Consider the following 24,548-nt stretch of genomic DNA (forward strand, 5'->3'; position numbering starts at 1 on the left):
GCGGTGAGCCGTCTCGTCCGCTTCGTCTTTGCCGGCGGCATCGGCTTCGTCGCCGACGCGGCCGCCCTCTGGTTGCTGCTTGCGGTCACGCCGCTCGGCCCTTTCAGCGCCCGCATGCTGTCCATCGGCTTTGCACTCTGTGTCACCTGGCAGACAAACCGGCATCTGACCTTCTCGCCGTCGAGCCGCGGCTTGGTGCGGGAAGGCGTGCGCTATGGCAGCGTCGGCATCGCCACCAGCATCGCCAACTATCTGGTCTACTGCGCCATCCTTGTCGTCCTGCCGACAACCCCGCCATTGGCCGCCCTTGCTTTCGCTTCGCTGGCCGCCATGGGGCTGTCCTTTCTCGGCTATTCCAGGCTGGTCTTCGACCGCTAGCGGCGTGGCCCGATTGGCAGAAGGCGCCGGGACCCCTATATCGCTCTCTCATCGACCGTGCTGGGGACCTGCCATGAAGCTGAAAATCGCCGTCCAGATGGACCACATCTCCACCGTGTCGATCGCCGGAGACACTTCGTTCGCGCTGTCGCTGGAGGCGCAGCGGCGCGGCCATCAGCTCTACCACTACACGCCCGACCGGCTGTCGCTGCGCGACGGCAAGGTGTTCGCCCGCATCGAGGAGATGCAGGTACGCGACGAGAAGGGCAGCCACTATTCGCTGGGGGAGAAGGTGCGCACCGACCTGTCGGAGATGGACGTGATCCTGCTGAGACAGGATCCGCCCTTCGACATGAACTACATCACCACCACGCACATACTGGAGCGCATCCACCCCAGGACGCTGGTGGTCAACGACCCGGCCTGGGTGCGCAACAGCCCGGAAAAGATCTTCGTCACCGAGTTTCCCGACCTGATGCCGGAAACGCTGATCACCAAGGATCCCCAGGAGGTCGCCGCCTTCCGCAAGGAATTCGGCGACATCATCGTCAAGCCGCTCTACGGCAATGGCGGAGCGGGCATCTTCCACCTGCTGGAGGCCGACCGCAACCTCGCCTCGCTGCTCGAAATGTTCGGCCAGTTGTTCCGTGAGCCCTACATCGTGCAGCGCTACCTCAAGGACGTGCGCAAGGGCGACAAGCGCATCATCCTGATTGACGGCGAGCCGGTCGGGGCCATCAACCGGGTGCCGGCCGAGCACGATTCCCGCTCCAACATGCATGTCGGCGGCCGCGCCGAGAAGACCGAGCTGACCGAGCGCGAACGCGAGATCTGCGCCCGCATCGGGCCGGCACTGAGGGAACGTGGCTTCATCCTCGTCGGCATCGACGTGATCGGCGACTACATGACCGAGATCAACGTGACCTCGCCGACCGGCGTACGCGAAGTCAAGCGCTTCGGCGGCGCCGACATCGCCAGCCTGTTCTGGGACGCGGTGGAGGCCAAGCGGAAGTAGCCGTTTTCACTTTGTATTAACCATGTTCCGTTTTTGCAACCGGAGACAATCGAGCCGCAACTTAGGCGATTGCGCGTTCCTGTAATGTTCTTGATTTAACCGAGGAATTGTGATTGTGTCCGGCCCAGGCCCTTCGCGGCCTGATTGTAGAAGGCTTGGGGCAAACCCAGATCCGGGGACAAGACATGGTGGCGCGGGTTCGCACGGTTGCTTTCCAGGGCATCGAGGCCGTGCCGGTCGACGTGCAGGTGATGATCGCGCCCGGCAAGGTCAACATGCACATCGTCGGCCTGGCCGACAAGGCGGTTGCCGAAAGCCGCGAACGGGTGCAGGCGGCGCTGCACGCGTCGGGCCTGTCGATGCCGTCCAAGAAAGTCACGGTCAATCTGGCGCCCGCCGACCTGCCCAAGGAGGGCAGCCACTACGATTTGCCGATCGCGCTCGGCCTGATGGCGGCGCTTGGCGCCATTCCGGGCGACATGCTGGCCGGTTATGTCGTGCTTGGCGAACTCTCGCTCGACGGCACCATTGCCGCGGTCGCCGGCGCCTTGCCGGCCGCGATCGGCGCGAATTCCGAAGGCAAGGGCCTGATCTGCCCCTTCGCCTGCGGCCCCGAAGCCGCCTGGGCCGGCAAGGACTTCGACATACTCGCGCCGCGCAGCCTGATCGCCATCGCCAATCATTTTCGCGGCACGCAGGTGCTGTCGCGGCCTGAAGCCGGCATCCATGCCGCGGCGCGCGACCTGCCCGATCTTGCCGACATCAAGGGCCAGGAAACCGCCAAGCGGGCACTGGAGGTGGCGGCGGCCGGCGGGCACAACCTGCTCATGGTCGGCCCGCCCGGATCGGGAAAGTCGATGCTGGCGCAGCGGCTGCCGTCGATCCTGCCGCCGCTGGCGCCGAAGGAATTGCTCGAAGTATCGATGATCGCCTCCGTCGCCGGCGAGCTCGGCGAGGGCAAGCTGACCGACCGGCGGCCGTTCCGCGCGCCGCACCATTCGGCCTCGATGGCGGCGATGGTCGGCGGCGGCATCCGGGCGCGGCCGGGCGAAGTGTCGCTTGCGCACCACGGCGTGCTGTTCCTCGACGAATTTCCCGAATTCACGCCGCAGACGCTCGACGCGTTGCGCCAGCCGCTCGAGACCGGCGACTGCATGATCGCGCGCGCCAACCACCGCGTCACCTATCCGGCGCGCATCCAGCTTGTGGCGGCGATGAACCCGTGCCGCTGCGGCATGGCCGGCGAGCCCGGCTATCGCTGCCTGCGCGGCGAACGCTGCCGCACCGATTACCAGGCGCGCATCTCGGGACCGCTGCTCGACCGCATCGATCTCAGGATCGAGGTGCCGGCGGTCTCGGCCAGCGACCTGATCCGGCCCGACCGGGCGGAGAAGAGCGCCGACGTGGCGCTGCGCGTGGCGCGTGCCCGCACCCTCCAGCGCGAGCGTTTCGAACGGCTCGGCGTCACCAGCGCCACCACAAACGCGCATTGCGCGCCGGCGGTCATCGAGGAGATCGCCATGCCCGACGCATCGGGCCTGTCGCTGCTCAAGGACGCCAGCGAAAAGCTCGCCTTCTCGGCGCGGGCCTATCACCGCGTGCTGAAGGTGGCGAGAACACTGGCCGATCTCGACGCCAGCGAGACCGTCGGCCGCATTCACTTGGCCGAAGCGATCTCCTACCGGATGAGTTCGGAGCGAGTGGCGCAGGCGGCGTAGTTCGCGCTGCTTCGAGAGGAGGGAAGCGGAACGCCTGCCGGCTTCAACTCTCCGGTTCAGGCCGCTCCCTTCGCCTTCAGTTCCAGCCTCCGCGCGTGCAGCACCGGTTCGGTGTAGCCGTTGGGCTGGATGCGGCCTTTGAAGACGAGGTCGCAGGCGGCCTGGAAGGCGACGGAGCCGTCGAAATCGGCGGCCATCGGCCGGTAGAGCGGGTCGCCTTGGTTCTGCTGGTCGACGATATCAGCCATGCGCCTCATCGTTTCCATCACCTGGTCGGCCGTGCAGACGCCATGGTGCAGCCAGTTGGCGATGTGCTGCGAGGAGATGCGCAGCGTGGCGCGGTCCTCCATCAGGCCGACATCGTTGATATCGGGCACTTTCGAGCAGCCGACGCCCTGGTCGATCCAGCGCACGACATAGCCCAGAATGCCTTGCGCATTGTTGTCGAGTTCCGCCTGGATGTCGGCCGGAGACCAGTTGGGCCGCACCGCGACCGGCGCCGACAGGATGTCGTCGAGCTTGGCCTTCGGCCGGCTCTTCAGCGCCGCCTGGACGGCGTGGACATCGACCTTGTGATAGTGGGTGGCGTGCAGCGTCGCCGCGGTCGGCGAAGGCACCCAGGCGGTGTTGGCGCCGGCCCTGGGGTGGGCGATCTTCTCGGTGAGCATCGCCGCCATCAAATCCGGCATCGCCCACATGCCCTTGCCGATCTGGGCATGGCCGGCAAGCCCGCATTCCAGCCCGGTGTCGACATTCCAGGCCTCGTAGGCGGAAATCCAGGCGGCCTGCTTCATGTCGCCCTTGCGGATCATCGGGCCGGCTTCCATCGAGGTGTGGATCTCGTCGCCGGTGCGGTCGAGGAAGCCTGTGTTGATGAACACGACGCGCTCCCTGGCGGCGCGGATCGCCTCCTTGAGGTTGACGGTGGTGCGCCGCTCCTCGTCCATGATGCCCATCTTGACGGTATTCTGGTCCATGCCGAGCAGGGCCTCGACGCGATCGAATATCTCGACGGCGAAGGCGACTTCCTCGGGTCCATGCATCTTGGGCTTCACGACATACATCGAGCCCGCGCGGGAATTGGCGCGGCGGCCGTTCGGCCCGATATCGTGCAGCGCGATCAGCGCGGTCAGCGCGGTGTCCATGATGCCTTCCGGCACCTCGTTGCCGTCTCGGTCCGTTATCGCCGGATTGGTCATGAGGTGGCCGACATTCCTGACCAGCATCAGCGAGCGGCCGGGCAGCGTCACCGTGCCACCATTGGGCGAGGTATAGGACCGATCGGGGTTGAGCTTGCGGACAAAGGTCCGGCCGCCCTTGGTGATCTCTTCGGCCAGGTCGCCTTTCATCAGGCCGAGCCAGTTGCGGTAGACGACGACCTTGTCCTGCGCATCCACCGCCGCGACCGAATCCTCGCAGTCCTGGATGGTGGTCAGCGCCGATTCCAGGATGATGTCGGCGATGCCGGCCGGATCGGTGCGGCCGATCTGGTTGTCGCGGTCGATCAATATCTCGATATGCAGGCCGTTGCTGACCAGCAGCACGGCTTGCGGGTTGGCGGCATCGCCGCGATAGGCGACGAACTGCCTGACATCGGCAAGGGTGGTCGAGCCGGCGCCGGCGCTGAGCCGCAGCGCGCCATTGGCCAGCGAAAGGCCGTTGACGCCGGCCCATTTGCCCGATGTGAGCGGCACCGACTGGTCGAGAAAGTCCTTGGCCCAGGCGACGACTTTCGCACCGCGCGCGGGGTTGAAGCCCTTGCCCTTCCCGGCGCCGTCCGTCTCGGGAATCGCGTCGGTGCCGTAAAGCGCATCATAGAGCGAGCCCCAGCGGGCATTGGCGGCGTTGAGCGCATAGCGCGCATTCATCACCGGCACCACAAGCTGCGGCCCGGCGACGACGGCGATCTCGGGATCGACCTTTTCGGTCGTCACCGAGAAGGACGGGCCTTCGGGGACGAGATAGCCGATCTCCTTCAGGAAGGTTTTGTAGGCTTCCATGTCGACCGGCGCGCCATTGGCGCGATACCAGTCATCGAGCTTTTCCTGGATAGCGTCGCGCTTTGCCAGCAGTGCCCGGTTCTTCGGCGCGAGGTCGTGGACGATGGCCGAAAAGCCGTTCCAGAATTTGTCCGGATCGATGCCGGTGCCCGGAGCGGCCTCGTTGACAACGAAGTCATGAAGTTCGCGGGCGATCCGCAATCCGGCGATTTCGACGCGATCGGTCATCAGGCTGCTCCAGATGAAAGGCTTTCGCGGGCCTTTGGCATGTTGGGAGTGCAGGGTCAATTCAGCTTAGGGTGAAGGCAAGGCAGGTAGGCGCGGTTTTTAGGCTTGGTGCCGGCGGCGACGCTGCCAATCTCCCCCCAAGTGGGGGAGATTACACCCTCCATCACACCGCGATCCGTGGCCTGCCCGAAGCCACCGCCACCACATGCGCCTCGATGAACATACGCTGGGCTTCGACGGTGGAGACGCGGAATTCGGTCGCGACATCGATCTCGGCGCTGTCAGTGCCGGCATCCCTGGCGCGCTGCGCAGCGATGCTGCGCACATCGGCCTCGGCGGCCGCGATCGCCGCCGCCTCGTCGAGGAAATCGCGCACGGTTTCGCCCGAGGCAAGACGGAACAGACCTTCCTTGGGCTGGCTGACGCGCGCCTCCGCCGATACCCGGACCTGGCCGACAACGGCGCCGAGCGCGTTGGCGACGTCGGTGTCATCAGGCACCACGCAGTCATTGCCGACCAATGGCGGGAGTCCGGCATAGTGCAGCGGCGCGGAGGCACCGAGGCCGATCACCGGCCGGTCGAGCGCGACGCTCAGGCGCGCAATGCCGGGATGCGCGTCGACGGCGCGCTGCACCAGCGCATGCGCCACGGTGGACGCACCGTCGAGCCCGTCCTCGGCGAAGGCGGTTTGAAGGATATATTCGGCCGACCAGCGCGTCAGCGCGGCCAGCACGCGCTCCGAAATCGCCTCGGGAGAGGCCGCGATCGCCTGGCCGCGGCCGTCGCGCTTGCGGGCAAACAGCTCTGCGCCGAGGCGGGCGGCCGCGGCATCCCAGTTCGCCTGCTTGCCAAGCACATGCGCCGCATCCGACGGGGTGAAACCTGAAATGTGCACCAGCCCGCGCGACACCAGGCGGTTCAGGGTAGCGTTCTGGGCATTCGAGGTCAAAAGCCTGTCGAGGGGCAAGGGCATTGCGCCGATCGCTTCATAGAGCCTTGCTTCCGGAGCCGTCAGCCCGGCGGCAAGACGGTCGGGCACGCCGGTGCGCACCGCGAAACGGCCGTCCATGCGGCCGGTGTTCGGCGCGCGCAGCTGGCGCTCGAGTTCCGCCAGAACCGCCTCGCGATGCACCATGCCGGCCAGCGCCAGCGGCACCAGCCGGCGCGGTCCAAGCAGGAGCCTGGGGTTGAGAGCGCCGTCTTCCAACGCCACTTCGGAATCGCCGCCGAGGCCGAAGGTGCGCATGGCGACGGCCTCGACCATGGTGCGAAAGCCGCCGACGGTGGCGCCTTCCGGATCGAGCCGCGGCCGTCCCTTGTCGAGCACCGCAACGTCGGTGGTGGTGCCGCCGATGTCGGAAACCACCGCGTTTTCCAATCCGGTCATGTGGTGCGCGCCGACCAGGCTGGCGGCCGGGCCGGAGAGAATGGTCTCGATCGGCCGCTGGCGGGCGAACGCCGCCGACACCAGCGCACCGTCGCCGCGCACCACCATCAGGGGCGCGGCGATGCCGCGCGCCTCGAGAAAGCCTTCGGTCGCCGCCACCAGCCGGTCGATCATCGAGATCAGCCGGGCGTTGAGCAGCGTCGTCAGCGCCCGGCGCGGGCCGCCGAGCTTGGCCGACAATTCATGGCTCGCGGTGACCGGCAGGCCGGTTTTCTCCCGGATCAGCTCGCGGGCGGCGATCTCGTGCGCCGGGTTGCGGGTGGCGAAATAGGCGCAGACGGCAAAGCCCGAGACCGAGCCGCCGAGTCCGGGCAGCGCCGCCTCGAGCCCGGACAGGTCGAGCTTGGCGGTATTGCCGTGCACATCATGACCGCCAGGGCAGAACACGACCGGATCGGTGCCCAATGCCGCCTTCAGCCCATCGCGGGCAAGGTCCGCCTCGGAAAAGCCGATCATCACCAGCGCGACGCGGCCGCCCTGGCCCTCGACCAGCGCGTTGGTGGCAAGCGTCGTCGACATGGAGACAAGCTTGATGGCGGCCGGATCGGTGACCGCTTTTTCCAGAACCGCGTCGACGGCGCCGGAAATGCCGACGGCGAGATCGTGCCTGGTGGTCAGAGCCTTGGCCTTGGCCAGCACCTTTCCCTTGTTCGGCCCGCTCTGCGGGCCTTCGGTTTCGGACCACAGCACGGCATCGGTATAGGTGCCGCCGGTGTCGATGCCGAGGAAAAGAGGTTTTGGCTTGGTCTTGGTGGTCATTTTTTAGCAGGTCCGGACGAGCAGATTTCTCTGACCCAGCCCTTAGCCGATACGGACGGGCTGATAAAGCAGCGAGCGCTGGGCCACGGGAAGAGTTCGATCTCCCCCCTCGTGGGGGAGATGGCCGGCAGGCCAGAGGGGGGCGCTGTCCCGCCTACCTTCTGCGGTTACGGCCCCTCCAGCGGATTGGTCGACGACGCATCTGCAAGCCCGACCGTATTCACAATGCGCTGGCAGACGTTGTCGATGTTGCGGACGACATCGTCATTCCAGAAGCGCAGGACGTTTGCGCGATACGTTGGAGACAATAGGGTATGAGGCATTGTGATGCTCGGTGCCCGGTGGCTATTGCGGTTCGCGCTCTACGGCGCCCCCCTCTGTCCTGCCGGACATCTCCCCCACGAGGGGGGAGATTGGCAGCTTCAATGGCAGGGTCAACCTACCCCACGAACCCAACCTTTTTATGCGACCCATCGCAATACGGCTTGTTCGCCGAATGGCCGCAGCGGCATAGGAAGGCGCGTTGCGTGCGGTCGACCGTGTGGCCGGTGCCGGTGACGATTTCGACATTGCCTTCGAGCTTGAGCGGCCCGTCTTTCGTCGGCGTCACCTTGAGTGGCCCGTCGCGCGCGTCCAGCGCCGGCGTGTCCTTCAGCGCCGGCTCGCCGGTGGCGGCAAACCCTGATTTGTTGTGGCTGCCGTCGCAGAACGGCTTGTTCTGCGACGCGCCGCAGCGGCAGAGCGTGGCGCGGTGTAACGTCTCGCCGTCGAGCATAATCTCGGCGTGGACGGCCAGCGGGCCGTTTTCCCTGATGCGCACGGTGTTGACCACCGGCGGCCTTTCCTGCGGCCCGCCATCCTTCCTGACATAGGTAATGGCGCCTGACGGGCAGCTTTCGGCAATGGCGACGATCTTCTCGACGCTGGCCGCGTCGGGATGGATCCACTCTCCCGGCGCGTTCGGCACGAAGACATGCGGATCGCCCAGCACGCAATTGCGCGAATGGATGCAGCGCCGGCCGGCAAAGCCGACGTCTATCTTCTCGCCCTCGACCGGACCTGCCATCGCCTTGCTCCTGTTGCCTGACGCACGCCGCCTGGATGCGGCGTGCTTTGGGTGCTGTTCTTGCAGGCTATGCCCCAGGCAGGAAAAGCGTCAAGCTGGCAAGCCGGTCAGGGAACCAGTTCGATCTCCTCGGTCTCGCCGCCGCTGCAGGTATAGCAGCAATCGTCGCATTTTTCCTTGTCGCCGGGGCCGACGCCCCAATAGGTGCCTTCGTCGCCGTCGACCCAGGCGCCGTAGCAGATCGATTCGCCCTCGTCGCAGGAGACCGGCAATTGCCTGGTCTCGCCGTCATCGAGGTAGAAATCCTTGCCGTTGCCCGGCCACACATAGTCGCGGTCCTGGCTGTAGAGCTCGAGGCGCATGGCATTGGGATGGCTGTTCTTGATGGCGAAGGTGACGTCGCCGGCATGGGCCGATGGCACCAGCAGCATGGCAAGAGACAGCGCGGCCAGCGAGCGGCGCGCATAGGCGTAGAACATGATATCCCCCAAAAATAAACGGCCCACCCGGCCGCCTTGCGGGCATTGCACGGGGCGAGCGATCGCTAAAGGGGGCGACCGCGACAATCCCGGACTAATTTTGGGGAGATTGGCGCTACTCCACCAGGTCGACGGTCTCGGTCGAATGGTGCACGCAGATGAAACAGCAATCGTCGCAGGGCCGGTCGTTGTCCGGGCCGACGCCGGCCGAGATGGCGTCATTGCCGTTGACCCACGCGCCGTAGCAGATGCGTTCGCCCTCATTGCACGAAATCGGCACCGATTTGCGTGAGCCGGGATCGATCAGGAACACCTTGTCGTCGCCCGGCCAGACCGTTTCGCGGTCGCGACTGAACAGTTCGACCGCAACGGCCTGCCCGCGCTGGTTCTTGACGAAGAAAGCCATGTCGGCCGCCCCGGCCGAGGTGGCGAAGACCAATGCCGCGAGTGTGGCCGCGCGAAAGAGCGTCACGATTGGACCTTTCGAATCATGCCGGCAGACTCGCATGGCCGCCGCGAACTAGGAAGCCGCCTCCGCCGCGATCTGGCGTCCCAGCCGCAGCGTTTCCCGCACCAGCAGGTGAAGATCGTCGCGCCGGGTCCGGTGGTTGGTGATCGCCACGCGCAGGCAATGCTGGCCTTGCACCGTCGTGTCCGACAGTGCCGCAATGCCTTGTTCCTGCAAACGCAGCATGATCTCCGTGTTGAACCGCTTAAGCTCCTCGCCGGACGCCCCGGCAAGCCGATGCCGGAAGCAGACGATGTTGATCGTGGTCGGCGCCATCAGCACCAGCGACGGCTCGTCCTCGATCAGTCCGGCGAGATAGGCCGCTTGCGCGATGTTCTGGTCGATCAGGCGGCCGAATTTGTCGATGCCATGCTCCTTCAGCGCCATCCATACTTTGAGCGCGCGAAAGCCGCGCGACGTCTGCAAACCATAGTCGTGCAGCCATTCGCCGGAGGCGAGACCACGCGGCGTCGATTCCAGATATTCGGGCGTCACGGCGAAGGTACGGCGATGCGCGAGGGCGTCCCTGACCAGGGCGCAGCCGGCCTCGAACGGCGCGTGCAGCCATTTGTGCGGATCGAGCGCGATCGAATCGGCCCATTCGATGCCGGCGACGCGATGGGCGTTCTGCGGAGCGATGGCGACCAGGGCGCCGATGCAGCCATCGACATGGAACCAGAGCTCTTCCTCATGCGCCAGCTTGGCAAGCGCCCGCAGATCGTCGATCGCTCCGGTGTTGACGGTGCCGGCATTGCCGATGACGCAGGCCGGTTTGAAGCCCGCCTGGCGGTCCTCGGCAATTGCCGCCCGCAAGGCGGCGATGTCGATGCGCAGCCCGGAATCGGTCGGTATTCGCCGCAAGGCCCGGTTGCCGAGGCCGAGCGCCTCCATGGCCTTGCGGTGACAGGAATGGAGCTGGTCCGAGCCATAATAGCGCAGGGGCTTCTCGATGGCGGCAACGCCGTGCTCGCGCACGTCGATGCCGGCCTTGACGTTACGCGCCACCGTCAGCCCGATCATGTTGGCCATCGAACCGCCGCTGACCAGCGTGCCGCTGGCCGAGACGGGAAACCCCAGCATTTGCTTGCACCAGTTGACGACCTGGCAGTCCATCAGCCCGGCGGCATGGTTGCCGCCGCCGAGGTTGGAACCCTGGATCGCCGCCAGGAAATCGCCGAGCGCGCCGGTGAAGTTGCTCGAGCCCATGTACCAGGCCCAGAAGCGAGGATGGATGTTGCCCATCGGGTATGACATCACGGTGCGGGAGACCTCGCCATAGACGGCGGCTAGCCGCGCCGGCGTTCGCGGCAGGGGTGCGGCGAAGACCTCCCTCACGTCAGCCGGCACCTCCCGCCAGACCGGACGGTCGCGCACGTCGCGCAGATAGTCGACGGCATCGTCGATGACCCGGTGCGACAGGGCCTGCACATCGGCCCAGTCCAGGGGGTCAAGCGTCTCCTCGGCCACAGTGCCAGGGGTTTCCCGCGCGACGTCCATGACAGCCTCCCGTCAAGTCGCCGGGAACTGGCAGCCGGGCGTCGAGCGCGACAGCGCCGTCTCGTCGGCGTCCATCTCGGCATCGATGCCGTCGAACAGCGGCGTCGTCATGTAGCGTTCGCCGGTGTCGGGCAGCATGCACAGGATCACCGATCCGGCCGGCGCCTCCTCGGCGACCTGCCGCGCCACGGCGAAGGTGGCGCCGCCGGAAATGCCGGTGAAGATGCCTTCCTTCCGCGCCAGCGCCTTGGCCCATTTGATGCCCTCGGGCCCGGCAATCGGCATCACCTCGTCATAGAGGCCGGCATCGACCGCTTCCTGCAGCACGTTGGGGATGAAATCAGGCGTCCAGCCCTGGATCGGATGCGGCTCGAAGGCCGGATGGCTGGCGGCGGGCGCCCCGTCGGCGCCGCGCTGCTGCGCCTTGCCGCTGCCGATGAGCTGGGCGTTGGCCGGCTCGGACAGGATGATACGGACATCCGGCCGCTCACGGCGCAGCACGCGCGCCACGCCGACCACGGTGCCGCCAGTGCCGTAGCCGGTGACGAAGCAATCGAGCCGCGAGCCGGCGAAATCATTGATGATCTCGCGCGCCGTCGTCGCCTCGTGGATGGCGGCGTTGGCCCTGGTTTCGAACTGTCGCGCCAGGAACCAGCCATTGGCCTCGGCCAGCTCCACGGCCTTCTTGTACATGCCGAACCCCTTTTCGGCGCGCGGCGTCAGCACCACCTTGGCACCCAGCATGCGCATCAGCTTGCGGCGCTCGACGGAAAAACTGTCGGCCATGGTGACGACCAGCGGATAGGCTTTCTGCGCGCAGACCATGGCGAGCCCGATGCCGGTGTTGCCGCTGGTGGCCTCGACGATGGTCTGGCCCGGCTTCAACGCGCCGCTGCGCTCGCCCTCCTCGATGATGTTGAGCGCCAGCCGGTCCTTCACCGAGGCAGCCGGGTTGAAGAACTCGGCCTTGACGTAGATCGTCGCGTGGGCCGGGCCAAGATTGTTGATGCGGATGACCGGCGTGTCGCCGACCGTGTCCAAAATGCTGTCGAACAGGCGGCCGCGGCCGGCCGTGGTTCTGATTCTTGCTTGCTGCAACATGTCTGGTCTCCTCGTCTGTGTTGGTACCTTGCGGTCACGGGCCGGTTACAAACCGGCGGCTTGGGCGGCGAGGTTTCGAGACCTTGCCGCGCTAGGGTCGCTCGACGTGCCGGCAATGCGGCTGCCCGCATCCCGGCGCGCAACTCGCAACCGGGTGCGTTCAGGCCGTGTTCGGTGATAAACGAGGGCCGACCGGCCAACGTGGGAGGAAGCGTGGGAGCAAGCGTGGAAATGCACGTGGAATCCGCTCGACCGAGCCTGGATCGCGGTAAGCCCGCTCTTGCCGTGCGCCTGCTCGGGCCGTTTGCGGTCGTGCGCGATGGCGTGCGGGCCGAATTGCCGGCATCGCGCAAGCTGCGCGCGCTGCTTGCCTATCTGGCGCTGGCGCCGCATCCGGTCGGACGCGCTCGGCTGTGCGAGCTCTTGTGGGATGTTCCGAACGACCCCAGGGGCGAGTTGCGTTGGTGCCTCAGCAAGCTTCGCGCCGTCCTCGACGAGCCGGGGCACCGTCGGGTCGAGACACAGGACGACACGGTCGCATTGCGCCTCGACGGCTGTTTCGTCGACGCGCTGGAGGTTAGCGCCGCCGCCGCGCAAGGGATCGCCTCCCTCGACGCGGAGCGCCTGCGATCGCTGTCGGAGCTGTTCGCCGGCGACTTTCTCGACGGTCTGGAGCTCGACCGCAGTCCGTTTTTCGAGAGTTGGCTGATCGCGCAGCGCCGCCGCTTCCAGTCGTCTCACGCCGCCGTGCTGGAGCACCTTGTCGCGGCGGTTCCGCCCGGTTCGGAGGCGGCAGCAGCCGGTCTTGACCGATGGGTGGAGCTGGCGCCGTTCGACGGCCGCGCGCATCTGGCGCTGCTCACGCATCTGGCCGGGCGCGGCGCCATCGGCGCGGCCGAGCAGCACCTGACGGCGACGGCGCAATTGTTCCAATCGGAAGGGTTGGACTTCGGACCGGTGCGCGCGGCCTGGCAGGCGCTGCGCGACAAGCCAGCGGAAGATCGGCCAGCGGAAGATCGGCCGGCGATAGATCGGCCGGCTGTAGATCGGCTTTCGGCACAGCCCGCCGGCATCGCGGCATCGCCGCCGTCGCCCGCCCCAGTGGGCGTGGAGCCCAGCCACGCCTCGCTGGCGGTGATGCCGTTCGTCGAGACTGCCGGCCCTTGCGGCACGCGCGGCGGGATCGCCGACGGGCTGACCCATGACATCATCACGCGTCTGGCCAAGCTCAGGGATTTCTTCGTCATCGCGCGCGGCTCGGTCTTCGCGCTCGCCGAGAAAAACATCGCGCCGCAGGAAGCGGGGCGGCAGCTGAATGTGGACTATGTCGCCACCGGCACGGTGGGCACCGTGGCCGGCCGCGTCATCATCGCCGTCGAGCTCATCGAGGTTCGCACGGCCAGGATCGTCTGGGCCGAGAGCTTCGAGCGCCGGGCCGACGACCTCTTCGGCGTGCTCGACGATATCGGCAACGCGATCGTCTCGTCTATCTCGGCCGAGATCGAGACGGTCGAGCGCAACCGCGCCATGCTGAAGGCGCCCAACTCGCTCAACGCCTGGGAGGCCTATCACCGCGGCCTCTGGCACATGTACCGCTTCACCCAGCCGGAAAACGAGTTGGCGCAGCATTTCTTCAGCGTGGCGACGGCGCTCGACCCGACCTTCGCCCGCGCCCATGCCGGCCTGTCCTTCACCCATTGGCAAAGCGCTTTTCAGCGCTGGGGCGACCGCGACCACGAAAGCGCGCTAGCCTACGAGACAGCGGGGCACAGCCTCCTGGTCGACGAACAGAACCCTGCCGCGCACTGGGCGATGGGCCGGGCGCTGTGGCTGCGCGGCGAACAGGACGGATCGCTCTTCGAATTGGAACGGGCAGTGGAGCTCAGCCCCAATTTCGCGCTCGGCCACTATGCGCTGTCCTTCGTCCACTCGCAGTCAGGCGATCCGGAGGCGGCGATCGGCTCTTCCGACCATTCGCGCCATCTCAGCCCTTTCGACCCGCTGCTGTTCGGCATGCTGGGCGCGCGCGCCATGTCGCATGTGCGGCTCGGCCAGTTCGAGGAAGCGGCAGAATGGGCGCTGAAGGCGGCGGCGCGGCCCAATGCCCATGCCATCATCCTGGCGATCGCAGCACACTGCCTGGCGCTGGCCCGGCGGCTCGACGAGGCACGCAATTTCGCCGCCGCCCTTCGCAAGGCGCTGCCGGACTACCGCGCCGACGATTTCATCGGCACGTTCCGTTTCGAGGCGGACGCGGAGGCATTGTTCCGGCAAGGCGCAAAGCGGATCGGATTGAACTGAACCAGCGCAATTCCCGCCGGTTAACGATTTCGGAAGGGGTTGTTTAACCGTTCGTCGCTATGTCAGCGCCCGGGAGGGGCATGACAGAGAGTGTATGATGAGCGACAGCCCTGACAAGCGCAATGAATGGCGCGCCATTCTTTACGTGCAAGCCCGCGTGGCGGTCCTGTTCGTCCCGGTCGTCGCCAGCCTGCTGATCATCGCCGCACTTGCCGGCAACGACCGCAAATCCGTTCCCGCCATCGACCGGACGGTGACAGGCTCCGTGCGATAAGGGCACGGTCATCGACAGCGCACGTTTCCCGGCGGGCGTGCGCATGATGTCGGGCAAATCCCTGCGGCTTTCTGTTGGCAGGAATGACGATGCGATCGGTCGCACAGGCAACAAAAAAGCCCGGACGAGCCGGGCTTTTTTGTTGGGTCTCTGAATCGTCGAACGGTGCGAAACGGGAATTTGGTGCCCAGCTGGGCTGAGCGGCGCGACGACGACATGGAAGCGGCAGCGAGCACCGCCTCTTGCCGCTTTGCGGCAGAAACTCCGTAAGGCAAGCCGTCTTCCCGAATGAACCTGATCGAAGGGTCCTCGGCCATCTTAGGGCTAATGCGGAGCTATGCGCAGAGCGAGAGCAGCTATCAACATATTATCTGACATCCGACATCGCGGAGACCGGCAACAGGACAGCGGGGCTGTCCTGTTGGCCTCTTCGCCCGTACGGCCTCGCGTCGGCGACGGTCGGATCCGGGTCCGACTACATGCTGCCCGACCTCGCCTATTTCAGCACCGCCCAATCCACCAATCCGTGCTCTTTGACCACCTCGATCTGGTCGGGCACTGTGTGCTGACAAAATATGACAAGGTTACCGCAAGCGTAGCGGGCATTTGGGACAAGAATGCCGGACGGATCATTCGCCTCCATTGACCCCAGGAAGTGAGCGGCCTCACCGACCTGCTGACAAGTTGGATATTCAGCTTTCCGGTAAAGGTAGTCTAAGCGTCCAAAGTTTGCGATATCGACACCAAGACGTGCCAACAAGTGACGATCAGAGAGGTCGTAAATTCCGTTGAGAGAGACCTCAATTTCATAGAGAGTGTAACGTAGCTTGGAGGGGAAAACTGGTTGCCCTGCTTTGAGGTGAAAGTACATCTCAGCAATCGCACCCCTGCGCTCCAGCGATGTGTAGAGTACTTCGAATTGTCCGGTATCCCAGCGATTTCCTGCGGAGGAACCCTCGCAGGGATCACGTCCCTCGCGAACGACGCGCCAAACGCGCCCCTGATACGATGTAACAGGTAATTCTTCCATCGAGTCGATTAGTCGACTGTCTCGCGGAGGGAACCGGTTCAAGGTTAGAGATACCCATTAGAATCGAGTCGGTTCAATACATTTAACACATCAATGGTACGACCACTATGGATGAGATCAACCGCACGTTCATCCCCCAACTGAGGGTGTCGTGAATACAGCCAAGTACGGATTTCTTCCTCGGTATAGTAATCTTGCAACCGTCGCACGACGTAAACAAGGTCAGAGAGCACCATCTCATTACGCGGCTGAGGTCTGGCTAGGCCCGTACGCCAACGAGACACGGTCGCCTTCGATACTTGCGTCAAGTTAGCAATGTCCGTTCCTCGCAAGCCTCCAGCCTGCTCGATTTCCTCCAAGCTGCGTGCGATAGAATTGGCAGTTGAGTTGCTCATGGCCTCTGCCCACGTTTTTCATGTTCTTCAAGGCGCGATAGCCGCTGTACAGGGCGCGCTACGGGACCGAGATCAACCAGACGCTCAGACAACTCTGTCAGAGAATTCGATTGACGACTCAATTGCTTGTGATGATCTCCCATCCGTTTCATCAGTTTGTCGACATCCACATCTTTGGCTTTCGCAATCTCCGGATTGGGTATTAAGTTCTTGATTTGTTGCATACGTTCAACGGCCGGCTCGACTCGTCGTTCAACGAAATCCTTTGGCCTGTGCAAATTCGGCACGTTTGCCAAAGCTTCGAAATTGGTTACAGCCTCTTTGGAGGCGAGTATCTTAGGATCATTGGTGACATCGCTTGGCGTTCGAACGCCCGGCAAGGCAACACTTGGAGACAAGAGACGCTTTGCGCTCTTAGCCGACAGCAATGTTTCATACTCGTTCAGCGTCAGAGATTTATTGATCAACGAGAGATTTATTCTCGCCGCCCGCCCGCCCGGTTTATCCGGGTCGCGCTTCTTGGCAGGCTTGTCCCACGGGCGAGCATCAAAACGCTCGCATTCCGCGATACCATGAGCGAAGCCGGACGATGCGCCGAGTGCCATCACCGCCTCGCCAACGAGACCACCGAGGTAGTCGTTAATGATGGGCTTTCCAAGGTTATGAAATTGCACAAGTGAAGAAATGAACGCCACTAGAGGCTGCGCGGCGGAATCATTGCCAAAGCCAGAGGCACGAATCCACAGATTATCGAAAGGCAAATCAGACAGAGCGTGCATGATCTTCAGCCGCATCTCGGGATCGTTCAGCATGAGATGTGGTAGGATCAATAAGTAATCTATCGCGATATTTTTACCACCCTCATGGTCAAGCGCCCTGCGCAACTCAGAACAAGAGCCACGATCAATGTCCAGCCAATTGAGCCCATTTTCCGGGTGAAGGAAGTGGCCGGGGGACAGTACAGCATCGACATCATACTCAACTGCACACCGAGCAATCTGGCCAAAGATGTCGCCGGGATGGCCACGCAGAAAGCAAGGCGCAGTCACCAGTTGACCCCCGGCCACTTGCGACCATGGTGCATCTTTTGCGCTCCCGCCAAACTTGCTCAGCGCTGCCAATTCGGCAGCTTTGGTGTCGAGCACGATCTCTCTGCCGGCTTCTTTGAACTGTTTAATCTCACTCTTCAAATATCGTAGGCGGGATGCGTCAATTACAACCCGTTTTGCGGCAAGGTGCCCTTCCGCGAAAAGGCTTGCCGTTCGCTTGTGCGACACCTCCCCAAGCCTAACGAACTGCGCGAGCGGCTCCACCGGCGGTGACTTCTGCGGAAACTGAACGATGTCGGCGCTCATGGTCGCTTGTTCCGTATTGGTTTCAGAACTTGAATATATGAAACCGGTACGGAACAGTCAAGAGAGATTCCCGTCCCGAACTATCGTGCTTGCGCCGCGCAGCGTGATCGAGAGCGAATTACGCAGCGCTGTTCTGAAGCTCCTACCAATCGTGTTATGCCATCGTCAGAATGAGCGGAACCGATTGGAAGGAAAGTTGGGAGTGGTAAAGTTCATGGAAGTGGCTTCGACGCCCGATGTATTGATGGGCGTAAAAGCCGTGTGGGGTCGCTCGAGCGAGCCGGTTATGTGCTTTGGGTCCCATGGCAACGCAGCACTTAAAGACAGGGCTCATTTCTCCCTCGCCCGAACTACAGCGGAACGGTCGATTGATCAGCCGTATTTCCTTACAATTGGAGGGGGCGATCAAGTCCCTGACGACCTGCGTGGCCGCGTATTGGAACTTGTCAGATCAACTGGGGTCTACGGCGAGACCACCGCATTTGTGCGCGATGACGAGTTGAAGGCCCGTCTTGCCCAATGGCCGGTGGCGGTTATCATCTCCGAAGTATACTCTGTTGTCGGCGAGCCTCGTCTTGTCCAAGATCTTGGCCAGCCAGATCATCGTGTTCTTACCAACGCCTTCGACCGCGTTAAGCAAGATGACGCCCAGATCCGTCTGCTATGGGAGGCCCTAAAGGACCGGGAGATTGAGAGGCGATGGGAGATAGCGCTTCCATCTGGTTTTCGAGATCCGGGTCGCGTACAGATGTTTGGCTCGATGTATCCGCGCTTGGACAGCACCTCCAGTGAAGGCAAGAGAGTGTGGAAACTTCAGAGGGGCATGGAACGTGACGCCGCCCTAGCTCGAGCGACCAAGGCAGCGAACCGCGCGAGAAATGGTGGCGTTATCATCTGCGAGGCTTGCGGTTACTCAGATTCGCTTAGCACGATGTTTGATGCTCATCATCGTAGCCCCCTCTCAATCGGTCCACGAGAGACCCGATTGGGCGATCTGGCCGTGCTGTGCCCAACGTGTCATCGATGGTCTCACGCTAAGGCGGAGGACAAGTTGTCACCTATCCCTGTGCATGAAATTGCTGAGGCTATGAGGCTGGCAAGTGTCAACCTGATGGTTGCTGACGACTGAAGTTGATCCGCCAACGACACCTGCATCCCTGCGGTCGCGCGGCAGGCGATGTCTAACTCGGGCCGTGCATGTGAGAGTGCATGTAGCGGGGGAGGTCTTACAGTCACTAAGGCGCAATTCTGCGCCTTAGTGACTGTAATTTGGTGCCCAGAAGAGGACTCGAACCTCCACTCCTTGCGGAACACGGACCTGAACCGTGCGCGTCTACCAATTCCGCCATCTGGGCTGGTGCGGGCTCAATAAGCGGGCAAGCGGTGCGTGTCAACGCGGTTTTTTTCGAGGGCTGCCGCGCGCCGGCTCAGTTTCGGGCGTTGGCGCCGCCCCTCACCTGCCTGCCGGCATCCTCTCCCCGTATAGTGACGGGGAGAGGGGCGCTTTCATCAACGGTTTCGCCAATCACCAGCGTTGCGGCCAGCCCTTTCTCCCCGTCACTATACGGGGGAGAAATGTCCGGCAGGACAATGAGGGGCGGCGCCGACTTTGACAATTTGGTGACCGGGACGCTTGCCGGTCAGCCCTCCAGCACTTCCTTCGACGCCACGGTGGAATCGGCGTTGAGCGTGTAGATGACCGGCACGCCGGTGCCGAGCTCCAGCTTGACGATCTCCTCGCCCGACTTGCCGTCCAGCGCCATGATCAGCGCGCGCAGCGAATTTCCGTGGGCGGCGACCAGGACCGTGCCGCCGCGCAGCACATGCGGCTGGAGGTCGTGCAGGTAATAAGGCCAGACGCGGGCGCCGGTGTCCTTCAGGCTTTCGCCACCGGGGGGCGGCACGTCGTAGGAGCGGCGCCAGACATGCACCTGCTCCTCGCCCCATTTCTTGCGCGCGTCGTCCTTGTTGAGGCCGGAGAGGTCGCCATAGTCGCGCTCGTTCAGCGCCTGGTCGCGGACGGTTTCCAGGTCGCTTTGGCCGACGGCGTCGAGAATGTGCTGGCAGGTTTTTTGCGCCCGGACCAGCGCCGAGGTGAAGGCGATGTCGAACTTCAGGCCGCGTGCCTTGAGCTTCTGCCCGGCTGCCTTGGCCTCGGCGTGGCCCTGTTCGGTCAGGTCGACGTCACGCCAGCCGGTGAACAGGTTCTTCAAATTCCATTCGCTCTGGCCATGGCGCACGAGCACGAGGGTTCTCGACATTTTTGCTCCTCTGGGATCTGAGCAATTCCAGCAGAAGTGGGAAGCGGTTTTCTGTCCGGAATTGCATGGGGATGAAGATGGTCCGGGGTCGTTTCAGGCAAGCCCGAGCACGTCCCGCATCGAGTAAAGGCCGGGCTTCCTGCCATGCGCCCACAGGGCTGCCTTGACGGCGCCGCGGGCGAAGATGGTGCGGTCCTCGGCATGATGGGCGAGCGTGATGCGTTCGCCGGTGCCGGCCAGGATGACGCTGTGGTCGCCGACCACCGAGCCGCCGCGCAGGGTTGCGAAGCCGATCGAGCCCGGCTTGCGCACGCCGGTGTGGCCGTCGCGGACGCGCACATCGTTGCCGGCAAGCGCAATACCGCGCCCCGCGGCGGCGGCTTCGCCCAGCAGCAGAGCGGTGCCGGACGGCGCGTCGACCTTGTGCCTGTGATGCATTTCGAGGACCTCGATGTCGAAATCCCCGGCGTCGAGGGCGCGCGCGGCCTGTTCGACCAGCACCGCCAGGAGATTGACGCCGAGGCTCATATTGCCCGACTTGACGATCGTCGCATGGCGCGCCGCGGCGGCGATCCTGGCATCGTCGTCGGCCGAGCAGCCGGTCGTGCCGATGACATGGACGATGCGCGCCTGCGCGGCATAGCCGGCGAATTCGACGGTCGCAGCCGGGGCGGTGAAATCGAGCACGCCGTCCGCCCCGGCAAAGGCCGGCAGCGGATCGTCCGATATCGGCACATTGATGATGCCGATGCCGGCAAGCTCGCCTGCATCCTTGCCGAGATAGGGCGATCCCTGCCGCTCGATCGCGCCGGCGACGCGTGCGCCCGGCATTGTGTGGATGGCGCGGATCAGCGTCTGGCCCATGCGGCCGGCGGCGCCCACCACCACCAGGCCCATATCGCCCGCGGGTCTGTCGGCTGTCGGCGTTTCACTCATCTCGCGCTCCCGGCGATGCCCTGCGTCTCGATAGGTTGCGTCGGCCCTGGCGCCGGAGTTTGGATCGGCGCGCCGTCATCGACAAGCCCCAGGCCCTTCCTGCCCTGCACCCGGTGGAAGCGGGAATAGACGCTGTGCGGGTCGGCCATCAGCGAGGCATGGGTGCCCTGTTCGACCAGATGGCCCTGTTCCAGCACGATGATGTGGTCGGCATTGACCACCGTCGACAGCCGGTGGGCGATGACGATGGTGGTGCGCCCCTCCATGACGTGGGTCAGCGCTTCCTGGACCTTGGCTTCCGCCTCATTGTCAAGCGCCGAGGTCGCCTCGTCGAGCAGCAGGATCGGCGCCTGGCGGACGATGGCGCGGGCGATCGACACACGCTGGCGCTGGCCGCCCGACAGCGACGCGCCGTTTTCGCCGACGGGCGTGTCGTAGCCCAGCGGCTGCTGGCGGATGAAGCCGTCGGCCTGGGCCAGCCGCGCGGCCTGCTCGATCTCGGCGTCGGTGGCGGAGAGCCGGCCATAGCGGATGTTGTCGCGTATGGTGCCTTCGAACAGATAGGGCTGCTGCGAAACATAGGCGATGGAGCTGCGCAGCGACTGCTTGGTGATCTTCGAAATGTCCTGGCCGTCGATCTCGATCGTACCCGACCCGACGTCGTAGAAGCGCTGCAGCAGCGCCACCAGCGTCGTCTTGCCGGCGCCGGAGGCGCCGACGATGGCGGTCATCTTGCCGGCGGCGGCGACGAAGCTGAGGTCCTGCAGGACCGGTGCCTCCTCGACATAGCGGAAGCTCACATTGTTGAACCGCACTTCGCCCGTGGTGAAATTGGCCTCGGCGGCTCCCGGCGCATCGCCCTGCTGCGGCTCGAGATCGAGGATTTCGTAGATCATGCGCGCATTGACCAACGCGCGCTCCATGCCGACCTGCATGCGCGCCAGCCGCCTTGCCGGGTCGTAGGCCAGCATCAGCGCGGTGATGAAGGAGAAGACGGCGCCCGGCGGCTGCCCGAGGACGAGCGCACGATAGCCGGAATAGGCGATGACGCCGGTGACGGCGAGACCGGCCAGCATGTCGGAAATCGGCGACAGCCGTTCCGAAACCCGGGCGATCTTGTTGCCGCGGTGCTCGGCGCTGTTGGCGAGCTGGCTGATGCGTCGCGACAGCTCGTCCTCCATGGTGAAGGCCTTGACGATGGCGATGCCTTGCGTGGCTTCCTGCATGGCGCCGATCAGCCGGGAGTTGATCTGCACCGATTCGCGGGTGATGCGGCGCACCCGGCGCATCAGGTAGACAACGGTGTAGATGAGCGGCGGCCCGATCACCAGCGAGCTGAGCGACAGGACCGGATCCTGGTAGATCATGACGCCGAGCAGCCCGAACAGCGTCACCCCGTCGCGCGCGATCGACGTCAGCGTCATCGACAGCAGGTCGCGAATGCCGTTGACGTTCTCGTTGACCTGCGCCGCCAGCCGGCCCGATCTCGTGTCGTTGAAGAAACCGACGCCGAGCTTCATCAGGTGATCGAAGATGCGGCGCTGGTAGCGCGCAACCAGATTGTTGCCGACGGTCGCCAGCGTCACCGCCTGGCCGTAGCCGGCGAAACCGCGCACGAGAAAGGCGCCCATGACGCCGGCGCAAATCCACACGATCAGATCGCCGCGCCGCTCGTAGAAGATCTGGTTGACGACAGGGCTCATGATCCAGGCGGTGAAAGCGGTCGTGGCGGATACCGCCAGCAGGCAGGCGCCGGCAAAGATGTAGGACCAAAGGTAGTCGCGGCCGTTCTCGGCGATGATACGGCGCAGCACCGCCCAGACCTCGCCGGGAGTGGCTTTCTGCTTATGTGGAGCCTGGAGTGTCAAATCGGGAGCGCTTCGTGGTTTCCGCTTGGCAAGACCGGGCTGCACACAGCATCCCTTCTGGCGCCCCTCTTAGCGCCAAGCGGCCGGCTTGCCTATGCCCGCGGCTGATTAACTTCGTCGCGGGGACCGGACGGACGCCTGGTCCGTCATGCGCCCCCCCCCCAAAGCCTGCCAGCGGCGGCCCGCGGTCTGCACGCCGAACAGCGAAGGGTTCCTGGCATAGGCGGCGAGGCCCAGAAGGGCCGCCAGCGGATGGGTGATGACATAGACGGGCATGGTGCGCATCAGTTCGCTGTGCGGGGCCTTGTCCTCGAAGGCGGCGCGGAAATTGCCCTGTTTCAGCGCCGGCACGATCTTCTGCGCGATGCCGCCGGTGAGAAAGACGCCGCCGCGGCTCATGAACACCAAGGCGAGATCGCCGGCGGTGCGCCCAAGGCAGGTGACGAATATCTCCAGCGCTTCCTGCGCAACCGGATCGGTCCTGGCAAGTGCCGCTGCGGTGATCTCGGCCGGCGTGGTGAAGGGCGACGGCTTGCCGTCCGCCTTGGCCACCGCCCGGTAGACGTTGACCAGACCGCGTCCGCACAGGATCTGCTCGCCCGAAATGCGGCCCTCGATCTTCTCGATATGCGGGAAAACCTCGAAATCCCTGCTAGAACGCGGGCCGATGTCCATATGGCCGCCCTCGCCGGGCACCGGGATCCAGTGGCGCAGCGCGTGCACCAGCCCGGCGACGCCGAGCCCGGTTCCGGGACCGAGCACCACGCGGCCGGCATTGGGCTCCGGCGCGCCGCCGCCGATCTTTTCCATGTGCTCTTCGCCGAGCGCCACGACGGCCAGCGCCTGCGCCTCGAAATCGTTGAGCACGACGATGTCGCTGAGGCCGAGGCTGGCGAACATCTGCCGGGGCTTGACGATCCACGGGCAATTGGTGAGCTCGATCTCGTCGCCGTCGACCGGGCCGGCCACCGCCAGCACCGCCGAATTGGGGCGGACCGAGGAGCGGTCGAGCACCGCCGCTTGGATCGCCTCGTCGATTGTGTTGTAGCTGGCGGTCTGGACGATCGCCGGCTCGCCGGCTTCCGAATTGGCGTCGAGCACGACCGAGAAGCGCGCATTGGTGCCGCCGATGTCGCCGATCAGGATCGGGAACCGCAGCGCCGTGTCGTCGTCGCCTGTGTTTGGCATGCTTTCTCGTCCGTCCCCGGCGCCCGACGGCTCATTGCCGTTCTCCCGTTGACTAGCGCATGAGTTTGAAAAGGGAAACGGTTTTCGAAACCGATGGTGCGCACGACCGATTTATGAAGTCGAACGGCCGCGACTAGGCTGCCGCCTTGTGCTCCTCGCGGGCAGCGGACCAGACCTCGCGGGCCGCATCGGCGTTCATGGCGGCAATTCCCAGGCCGACAATCAGGTCGGGCCACGCAGAATGCCAGATCACCGCGGTGAGAAGGCCCGCGGCGATTATGGCGACGTTGGCAAAGGCGTCGTTCCGCGCGGAGAGGAACGCGGCCTTTGTCAGGCTGCCGCCGTGATGGCGGAAGCGCGCCAGCATGAACGCGCAAGACAGATTCACGGCCAAAGCCCCGGCGCCCGCAAGCGACAGCGGCAGCGGCGACGGCGCGACCGGCAGGTTGAACTTGGCCCAAGCCGTCCAGAGCGTTGCCAACGCGGGCACCAGAAGAATCGCCGCCAGAGCCATGCCGACCCTTGCGCGACTGCGGGCGCCCCAGCCCAGGGCAACGAGAATAAGCAAATTGAGCGAGGCATCTTCCAGGAAATCGACGCTGTCCGCGAACAGCGACACGGAGCCGATCGCAGATGCCACGGCGAACTCGACGATGAAGTAGCCCAGGTTCAGAAGGGCCACCCACCGGACGACGCGGCGAAGGCCTATATCCTGCGTTTGCAATGCCGGCCCTCCTGCTCGCG

Annotated in this window: 21 protein-coding genes and 1 tRNA gene; 6 read left to right on the forward strand and 16 right to left on the reverse strand. The window is 64.6% G+C overall.

All coding sequences use genetic code 11. From position 1 onward, the window contains the following. Positions 1–3 precede the first annotated feature (3 nt). The 3 genes from FJ949_RS01535 (at position 4) to FJ949_RS01545 (ending at position 3,111) form a co-directional block, all read left to right on the forward strand. The gene (locus tag FJ949_RS01535; RefSeq protein WP_140491661.1) at positions 4–378 is read left to right on the forward strand and encodes a GtrA family protein; all 375 of its coding nucleotides are present in this window, start codon (positions 4–6) and stop codon (positions 376–378) included. Between the two features lie 73 nt (positions 379–451). Further along, positions 452–1,393 carry a glutathione synthase gene (gene gshB / locus FJ949_RS01540; protein ID WP_140491663.1) on the forward strand — a complete coding sequence of 314 codons (942 nt, stop codon included), beginning with the start codon at positions 452–454 and terminating at the stop codon, positions 1,391–1,393. Positions 1,394–1,578: 185 nt separating this feature from the next. Continuing rightward, positions 1,579–3,111, forward strand: coding sequence for a YifB family Mg chelatase-like AAA ATPase (locus FJ949_RS01545; RefSeq protein WP_140491665.1), 1,533 nt, complete (start codon positions 1,579–1,581; stop codon positions 3,109–3,111). A gap of 56 nt (positions 3,112–3,167) precedes the next feature. Here the strand turns inward: FJ949_RS01545 and FJ949_RS01550 are convergent, their stop codons facing one another. From FJ949_RS01550 to FJ949_RS01585, 8 genes are all read right to left on the reverse strand, one after another. Beyond that, positions 3,168–5,339, reverse strand: coding sequence for a malate synthase G (locus FJ949_RS01550; RefSeq protein ID WP_140491667.1), 2,172 nt, complete (start codon positions 5,337–5,339; stop codon positions 3,168–3,170). Between the two features lie 163 nt (positions 5,340–5,502). Next, entirely contained in the window at positions 5,503–7,545 is a 2,043-nt protein-coding gene (locus tag FJ949_RS01555) for a hydantoinase/oxoprolinase family protein (RefSeq protein ID WP_140491669.1), read from the reverse strand. Positions 7,546–7,712: 167 nt separating this feature from the next. Beyond that, positions 7,713–7,868, reverse strand: a complete 156-nt coding sequence (locus tag FJ949_RS01560) for a DUF559 domain-containing protein (RefSeq protein WP_140491671.1) — start codon at positions 7,866–7,868, stop codon at positions 7,713–7,715. A 116-nt stretch (positions 7,869–7,984) separates the two neighbouring features. Continuing rightward, the gene (locus FJ949_RS01565) at positions 7,985–8,611 is read right to left on the reverse strand and encodes a CDGSH iron-sulfur domain-containing protein (RefSeq protein WP_140491673.1); all 627 of its coding nucleotides are present in this window, start codon (positions 8,609–8,611) and stop codon (positions 7,985–7,987) included. A 107-nt stretch (positions 8,612–8,718) separates the two neighbouring features. Further along, positions 8,719–9,090 carry a hypothetical protein gene (locus FJ949_RS01570; RefSeq protein WP_140491675.1) on the reverse strand — a complete coding sequence of 124 codons (372 nt, stop codon included), beginning with the start codon at positions 9,088–9,090 and terminating at the stop codon, positions 8,719–8,721. Positions 9,091–9,205: 115 nt separating this feature from the next. Then, on the reverse strand, positions 9,206–9,562 hold the full coding sequence (locus FJ949_RS01575) for a hypothetical protein (protein WP_140491677.1): 357 nt from the start codon (positions 9,560–9,562) through the stop codon (positions 9,206–9,208). Between the two features lie 48 nt (positions 9,563–9,610). Next, complete coding sequence (locus FJ949_RS01580) at positions 9,611–11,095, reverse strand: aspartate aminotransferase family protein (protein ID WP_140491679.1); 1,485 nt, start codon at positions 11,093–11,095, stop codon at positions 9,611–9,613. A gap of 12 nt (positions 11,096–11,107) precedes the next feature. Beyond that, the gene (locus FJ949_RS01585; RefSeq protein ID WP_140491681.1) at positions 11,108–12,196 is read right to left on the reverse strand and encodes a pyridoxal-phosphate dependent enzyme; all 1,089 of its coding nucleotides are present in this window, start codon (positions 12,194–12,196) and stop codon (positions 11,108–11,110) included. 231 nt (positions 12,197–12,427) lie between these two features. Between FJ949_RS01585 and FJ949_RS01590 the strand changes: the two genes are divergently transcribed. After that, the gene (locus FJ949_RS01590; protein ID WP_140491683.1) at positions 12,428–14,497 is read left to right on the forward strand and encodes a transcriptional regulator; all 2,070 of its coding nucleotides are present in this window, start codon (positions 12,428–12,430) and stop codon (positions 14,495–14,497) included. A gap of 97 nt (positions 14,498–14,594) precedes the next feature. After that, on the forward strand, positions 14,595–14,771 hold the full coding sequence (locus FJ949_RS01595) for a hypothetical protein (protein WP_181167591.1): 177 nt from the start codon (positions 14,595–14,597) through the stop codon (positions 14,769–14,771). A gap of 496 nt (positions 14,772–15,267) precedes the next feature. Here the strand turns inward: FJ949_RS01595 and FJ949_RS01600 are convergent, their stop codons facing one another. Together FJ949_RS01600 and FJ949_RS01610 are read right to left on the reverse strand one after the other, a co-directional pair. Continuing rightward, a complete protein-coding gene (locus FJ949_RS01600) occupies positions 15,268–15,801 on the reverse strand; it encodes an RES family NAD+ phosphorylase (RefSeq protein ID WP_140491687.1) in 534 nt (177 codons plus the stop codon). Between the two features lie 391 nt (positions 15,802–16,192). Beyond that, entirely contained in the window at positions 16,193–17,551 is a 1,359-nt protein-coding gene (locus FJ949_RS01610) for a hypothetical protein (protein ID WP_140491691.1), read from the reverse strand. On the opposite strand from FJ949_RS01610, the gene FJ949_RS01615 reads away from it, so the two are divergent. Then, positions 17,538–18,680 (forward strand): HNH endonuclease, encoded by a 1,143-nt coding sequence (locus FJ949_RS01615; protein WP_140491693.1) that lies wholly within the window; start codon positions 17,538–17,540, stop codon positions 18,678–18,680. The two genes, FJ949_RS01610 and FJ949_RS01615, sit on opposite strands and share 14 nt — an antisense overlap. Positions 18,681–18,821: 141 nt before the next feature. On the opposite strand, the gene FJ949_RS01620 is transcribed toward FJ949_RS01615, so the two are convergent. The 6 genes from FJ949_RS01620 to FJ949_RS01650 all read right to left on the reverse strand — a co-directional run bounded on the left by FJ949_RS01620 (position 18,822) and on the right by FJ949_RS01650 (position 24,528). Continuing rightward, positions 18,822–18,906 (reverse strand) — tRNA-Leu (locus tag FJ949_RS01620). A 285-nt stretch (positions 18,907–19,191) separates the two neighbouring features. Beyond that, complete coding sequence (locus FJ949_RS01630; RefSeq protein WP_140491695.1) at positions 19,192–19,812, reverse strand: 2,3-bisphosphoglycerate-dependent phosphoglycerate mutase; 621 nt, start codon at positions 19,810–19,812, stop codon at positions 19,192–19,194. A 93-nt stretch (positions 19,813–19,905) separates the two neighbouring features. Next, the gene (gene dapB, locus FJ949_RS01635) at positions 19,906–20,748 is read right to left on the reverse strand and encodes a 4-hydroxy-tetrahydrodipicolinate reductase (protein WP_140491697.1); all 843 of its coding nucleotides are present in this window, start codon (positions 20,746–20,748) and stop codon (positions 19,906–19,908) included. Next, positions 20,745–22,616 carry an ABC transporter ATP-binding protein gene (locus FJ949_RS01640; protein WP_140491699.1) on the reverse strand — a complete coding sequence of 624 codons (1,872 nt, stop codon included), beginning with the start codon at positions 22,614–22,616 and terminating at the stop codon, positions 20,745–20,747. The genes dapB and FJ949_RS01640 overlap by 4 nt, the downstream gene beginning before the upstream one ends. 108 nt (positions 22,617–22,724) lie before the next feature. Further along, positions 22,725–23,804, reverse strand: a complete 1,080-nt coding sequence (locus FJ949_RS01645) for a glucokinase (RefSeq protein ID WP_140491701.1) — start codon at positions 23,802–23,804, stop codon at positions 22,725–22,727. Between the two features lie 133 nt (positions 23,805–23,937). Further along, on the reverse strand, positions 23,938–24,528 hold the full coding sequence (locus FJ949_RS01650; RefSeq protein ID WP_140491703.1) for a cation transporter: 591 nt from the start codon (positions 24,526–24,528) through the stop codon (positions 23,938–23,940). Positions 24,529–24,548: the final 20 nt, after the last annotated feature.

The sequence above is a fragment of the Mesorhizobium sp. B2-4-1 genome, assembly GCF_006442185.1.
GTDB lineage: Bacteria > Pseudomonadota > Alphaproteobacteria > Rhizobiales > Rhizobiaceae > Mesorhizobium.

Bases quoted from the DNA above. Each gene is read 5' to 3' on its own strand.
- gshB (WP_140491663.1), top strand. From the start codon at position 452: ATGAAGCTGAAAATCGCCGTCCAGATGGACCACATCTCCACCGTGTCG.
- FJ949_RS01545 (WP_140491665.1), top strand. From the start codon at position 1,579: ATGGTGGCGCGGGTTCGCACGGTTGCTTTCCAGGGCATCGAGGCCGTG.
- FJ949_RS01550 (WP_140491667.1), bottom strand. From the start codon at position 5,339: ATGACCGATCGCGTCGAAATCGCCGGATTGCGGATCGCCCGCGAACTT.
- FJ949_RS01555 (WP_140491669.1), bottom strand. From the start codon at position 7,545: ATGACCACCAAGACCAAGCCAAAACCTCTTTTCCTCGGCATCGACACC.
- FJ949_RS01560 (WP_140491671.1), bottom strand. From the start codon at position 7,868: ATGCCTCATACCCTATTGTCTCCAACGTATCGCGCAAACGTCCTGCGC.
- FJ949_RS01565 (WP_140491673.1), bottom strand. From the start codon at position 8,611: ATGGCAGGTCCGGTCGAGGGCGAGAAGATAGACGTCGGCTTTGCCGGC.
- FJ949_RS01570 (WP_140491675.1), bottom strand. From the start codon at position 9,090: ATGTTCTACGCCTATGCGCGCCGCTCGCTGGCCGCGCTGTCTCTTGCC.
- FJ949_RS01580 (WP_140491679.1), bottom strand. From the start codon at position 11,095: ATGGACGTCGCGCGGGAAACCCCTGGCACTGTGGCCGAGGAGACGCTT.
- FJ949_RS01585 (WP_140491681.1), bottom strand. From the start codon at position 12,196: ATGTTGCAGCAAGCAAGAATCAGAACCACGGCCGGCCGCGGCCGCCTG.
- FJ949_RS01590 (WP_140491683.1), top strand. From the start codon at position 12,428: ATGCACGTGGAATCCGCTCGACCGAGCCTGGATCGCGGTAAGCCCGCT.
- FJ949_RS01595 (WP_181167591.1), top strand. From the start codon at position 14,595: ATGAGCGACAGCCCTGACAAGCGCAATGAATGGCGCGCCATTCTTTAC.
- FJ949_RS01600 (WP_140491687.1), bottom strand. From the start codon at position 15,801: ATGGAAGAATTACCTGTTACATCGTATCAGGGGCGCGTTTGGCGCGTC.
- FJ949_RS01615 (WP_140491693.1), top strand. From the start codon at position 17,538: ATGTCGGCGCTCATGGTCGCTTGTTCCGTATTGGTTTCAGAACTTGAA.
- FJ949_RS01610 (WP_140491691.1), bottom strand. From the start codon at position 17,551: ATGAGCGCCGACATCGTTCAGTTTCCGCAGAAGTCACCGCCGGTGGAG.
- FJ949_RS01630 (WP_140491695.1), bottom strand. From the start codon at position 19,812: ATGTCGAGAACCCTCGTGCTCGTGCGCCATGGCCAGAGCGAATGGAAT.
- dapB (WP_140491697.1), bottom strand. From the start codon at position 20,748: ATGAGTGAAACGCCGACAGCCGACAGACCCGCGGGCGATATGGGCCTG.
- FJ949_RS01645 (WP_140491701.1), bottom strand. From the start codon at position 23,804: ATGCCAAACACAGGCGACGACGACACGGCGCTGCGGTTCCCGATCCTG.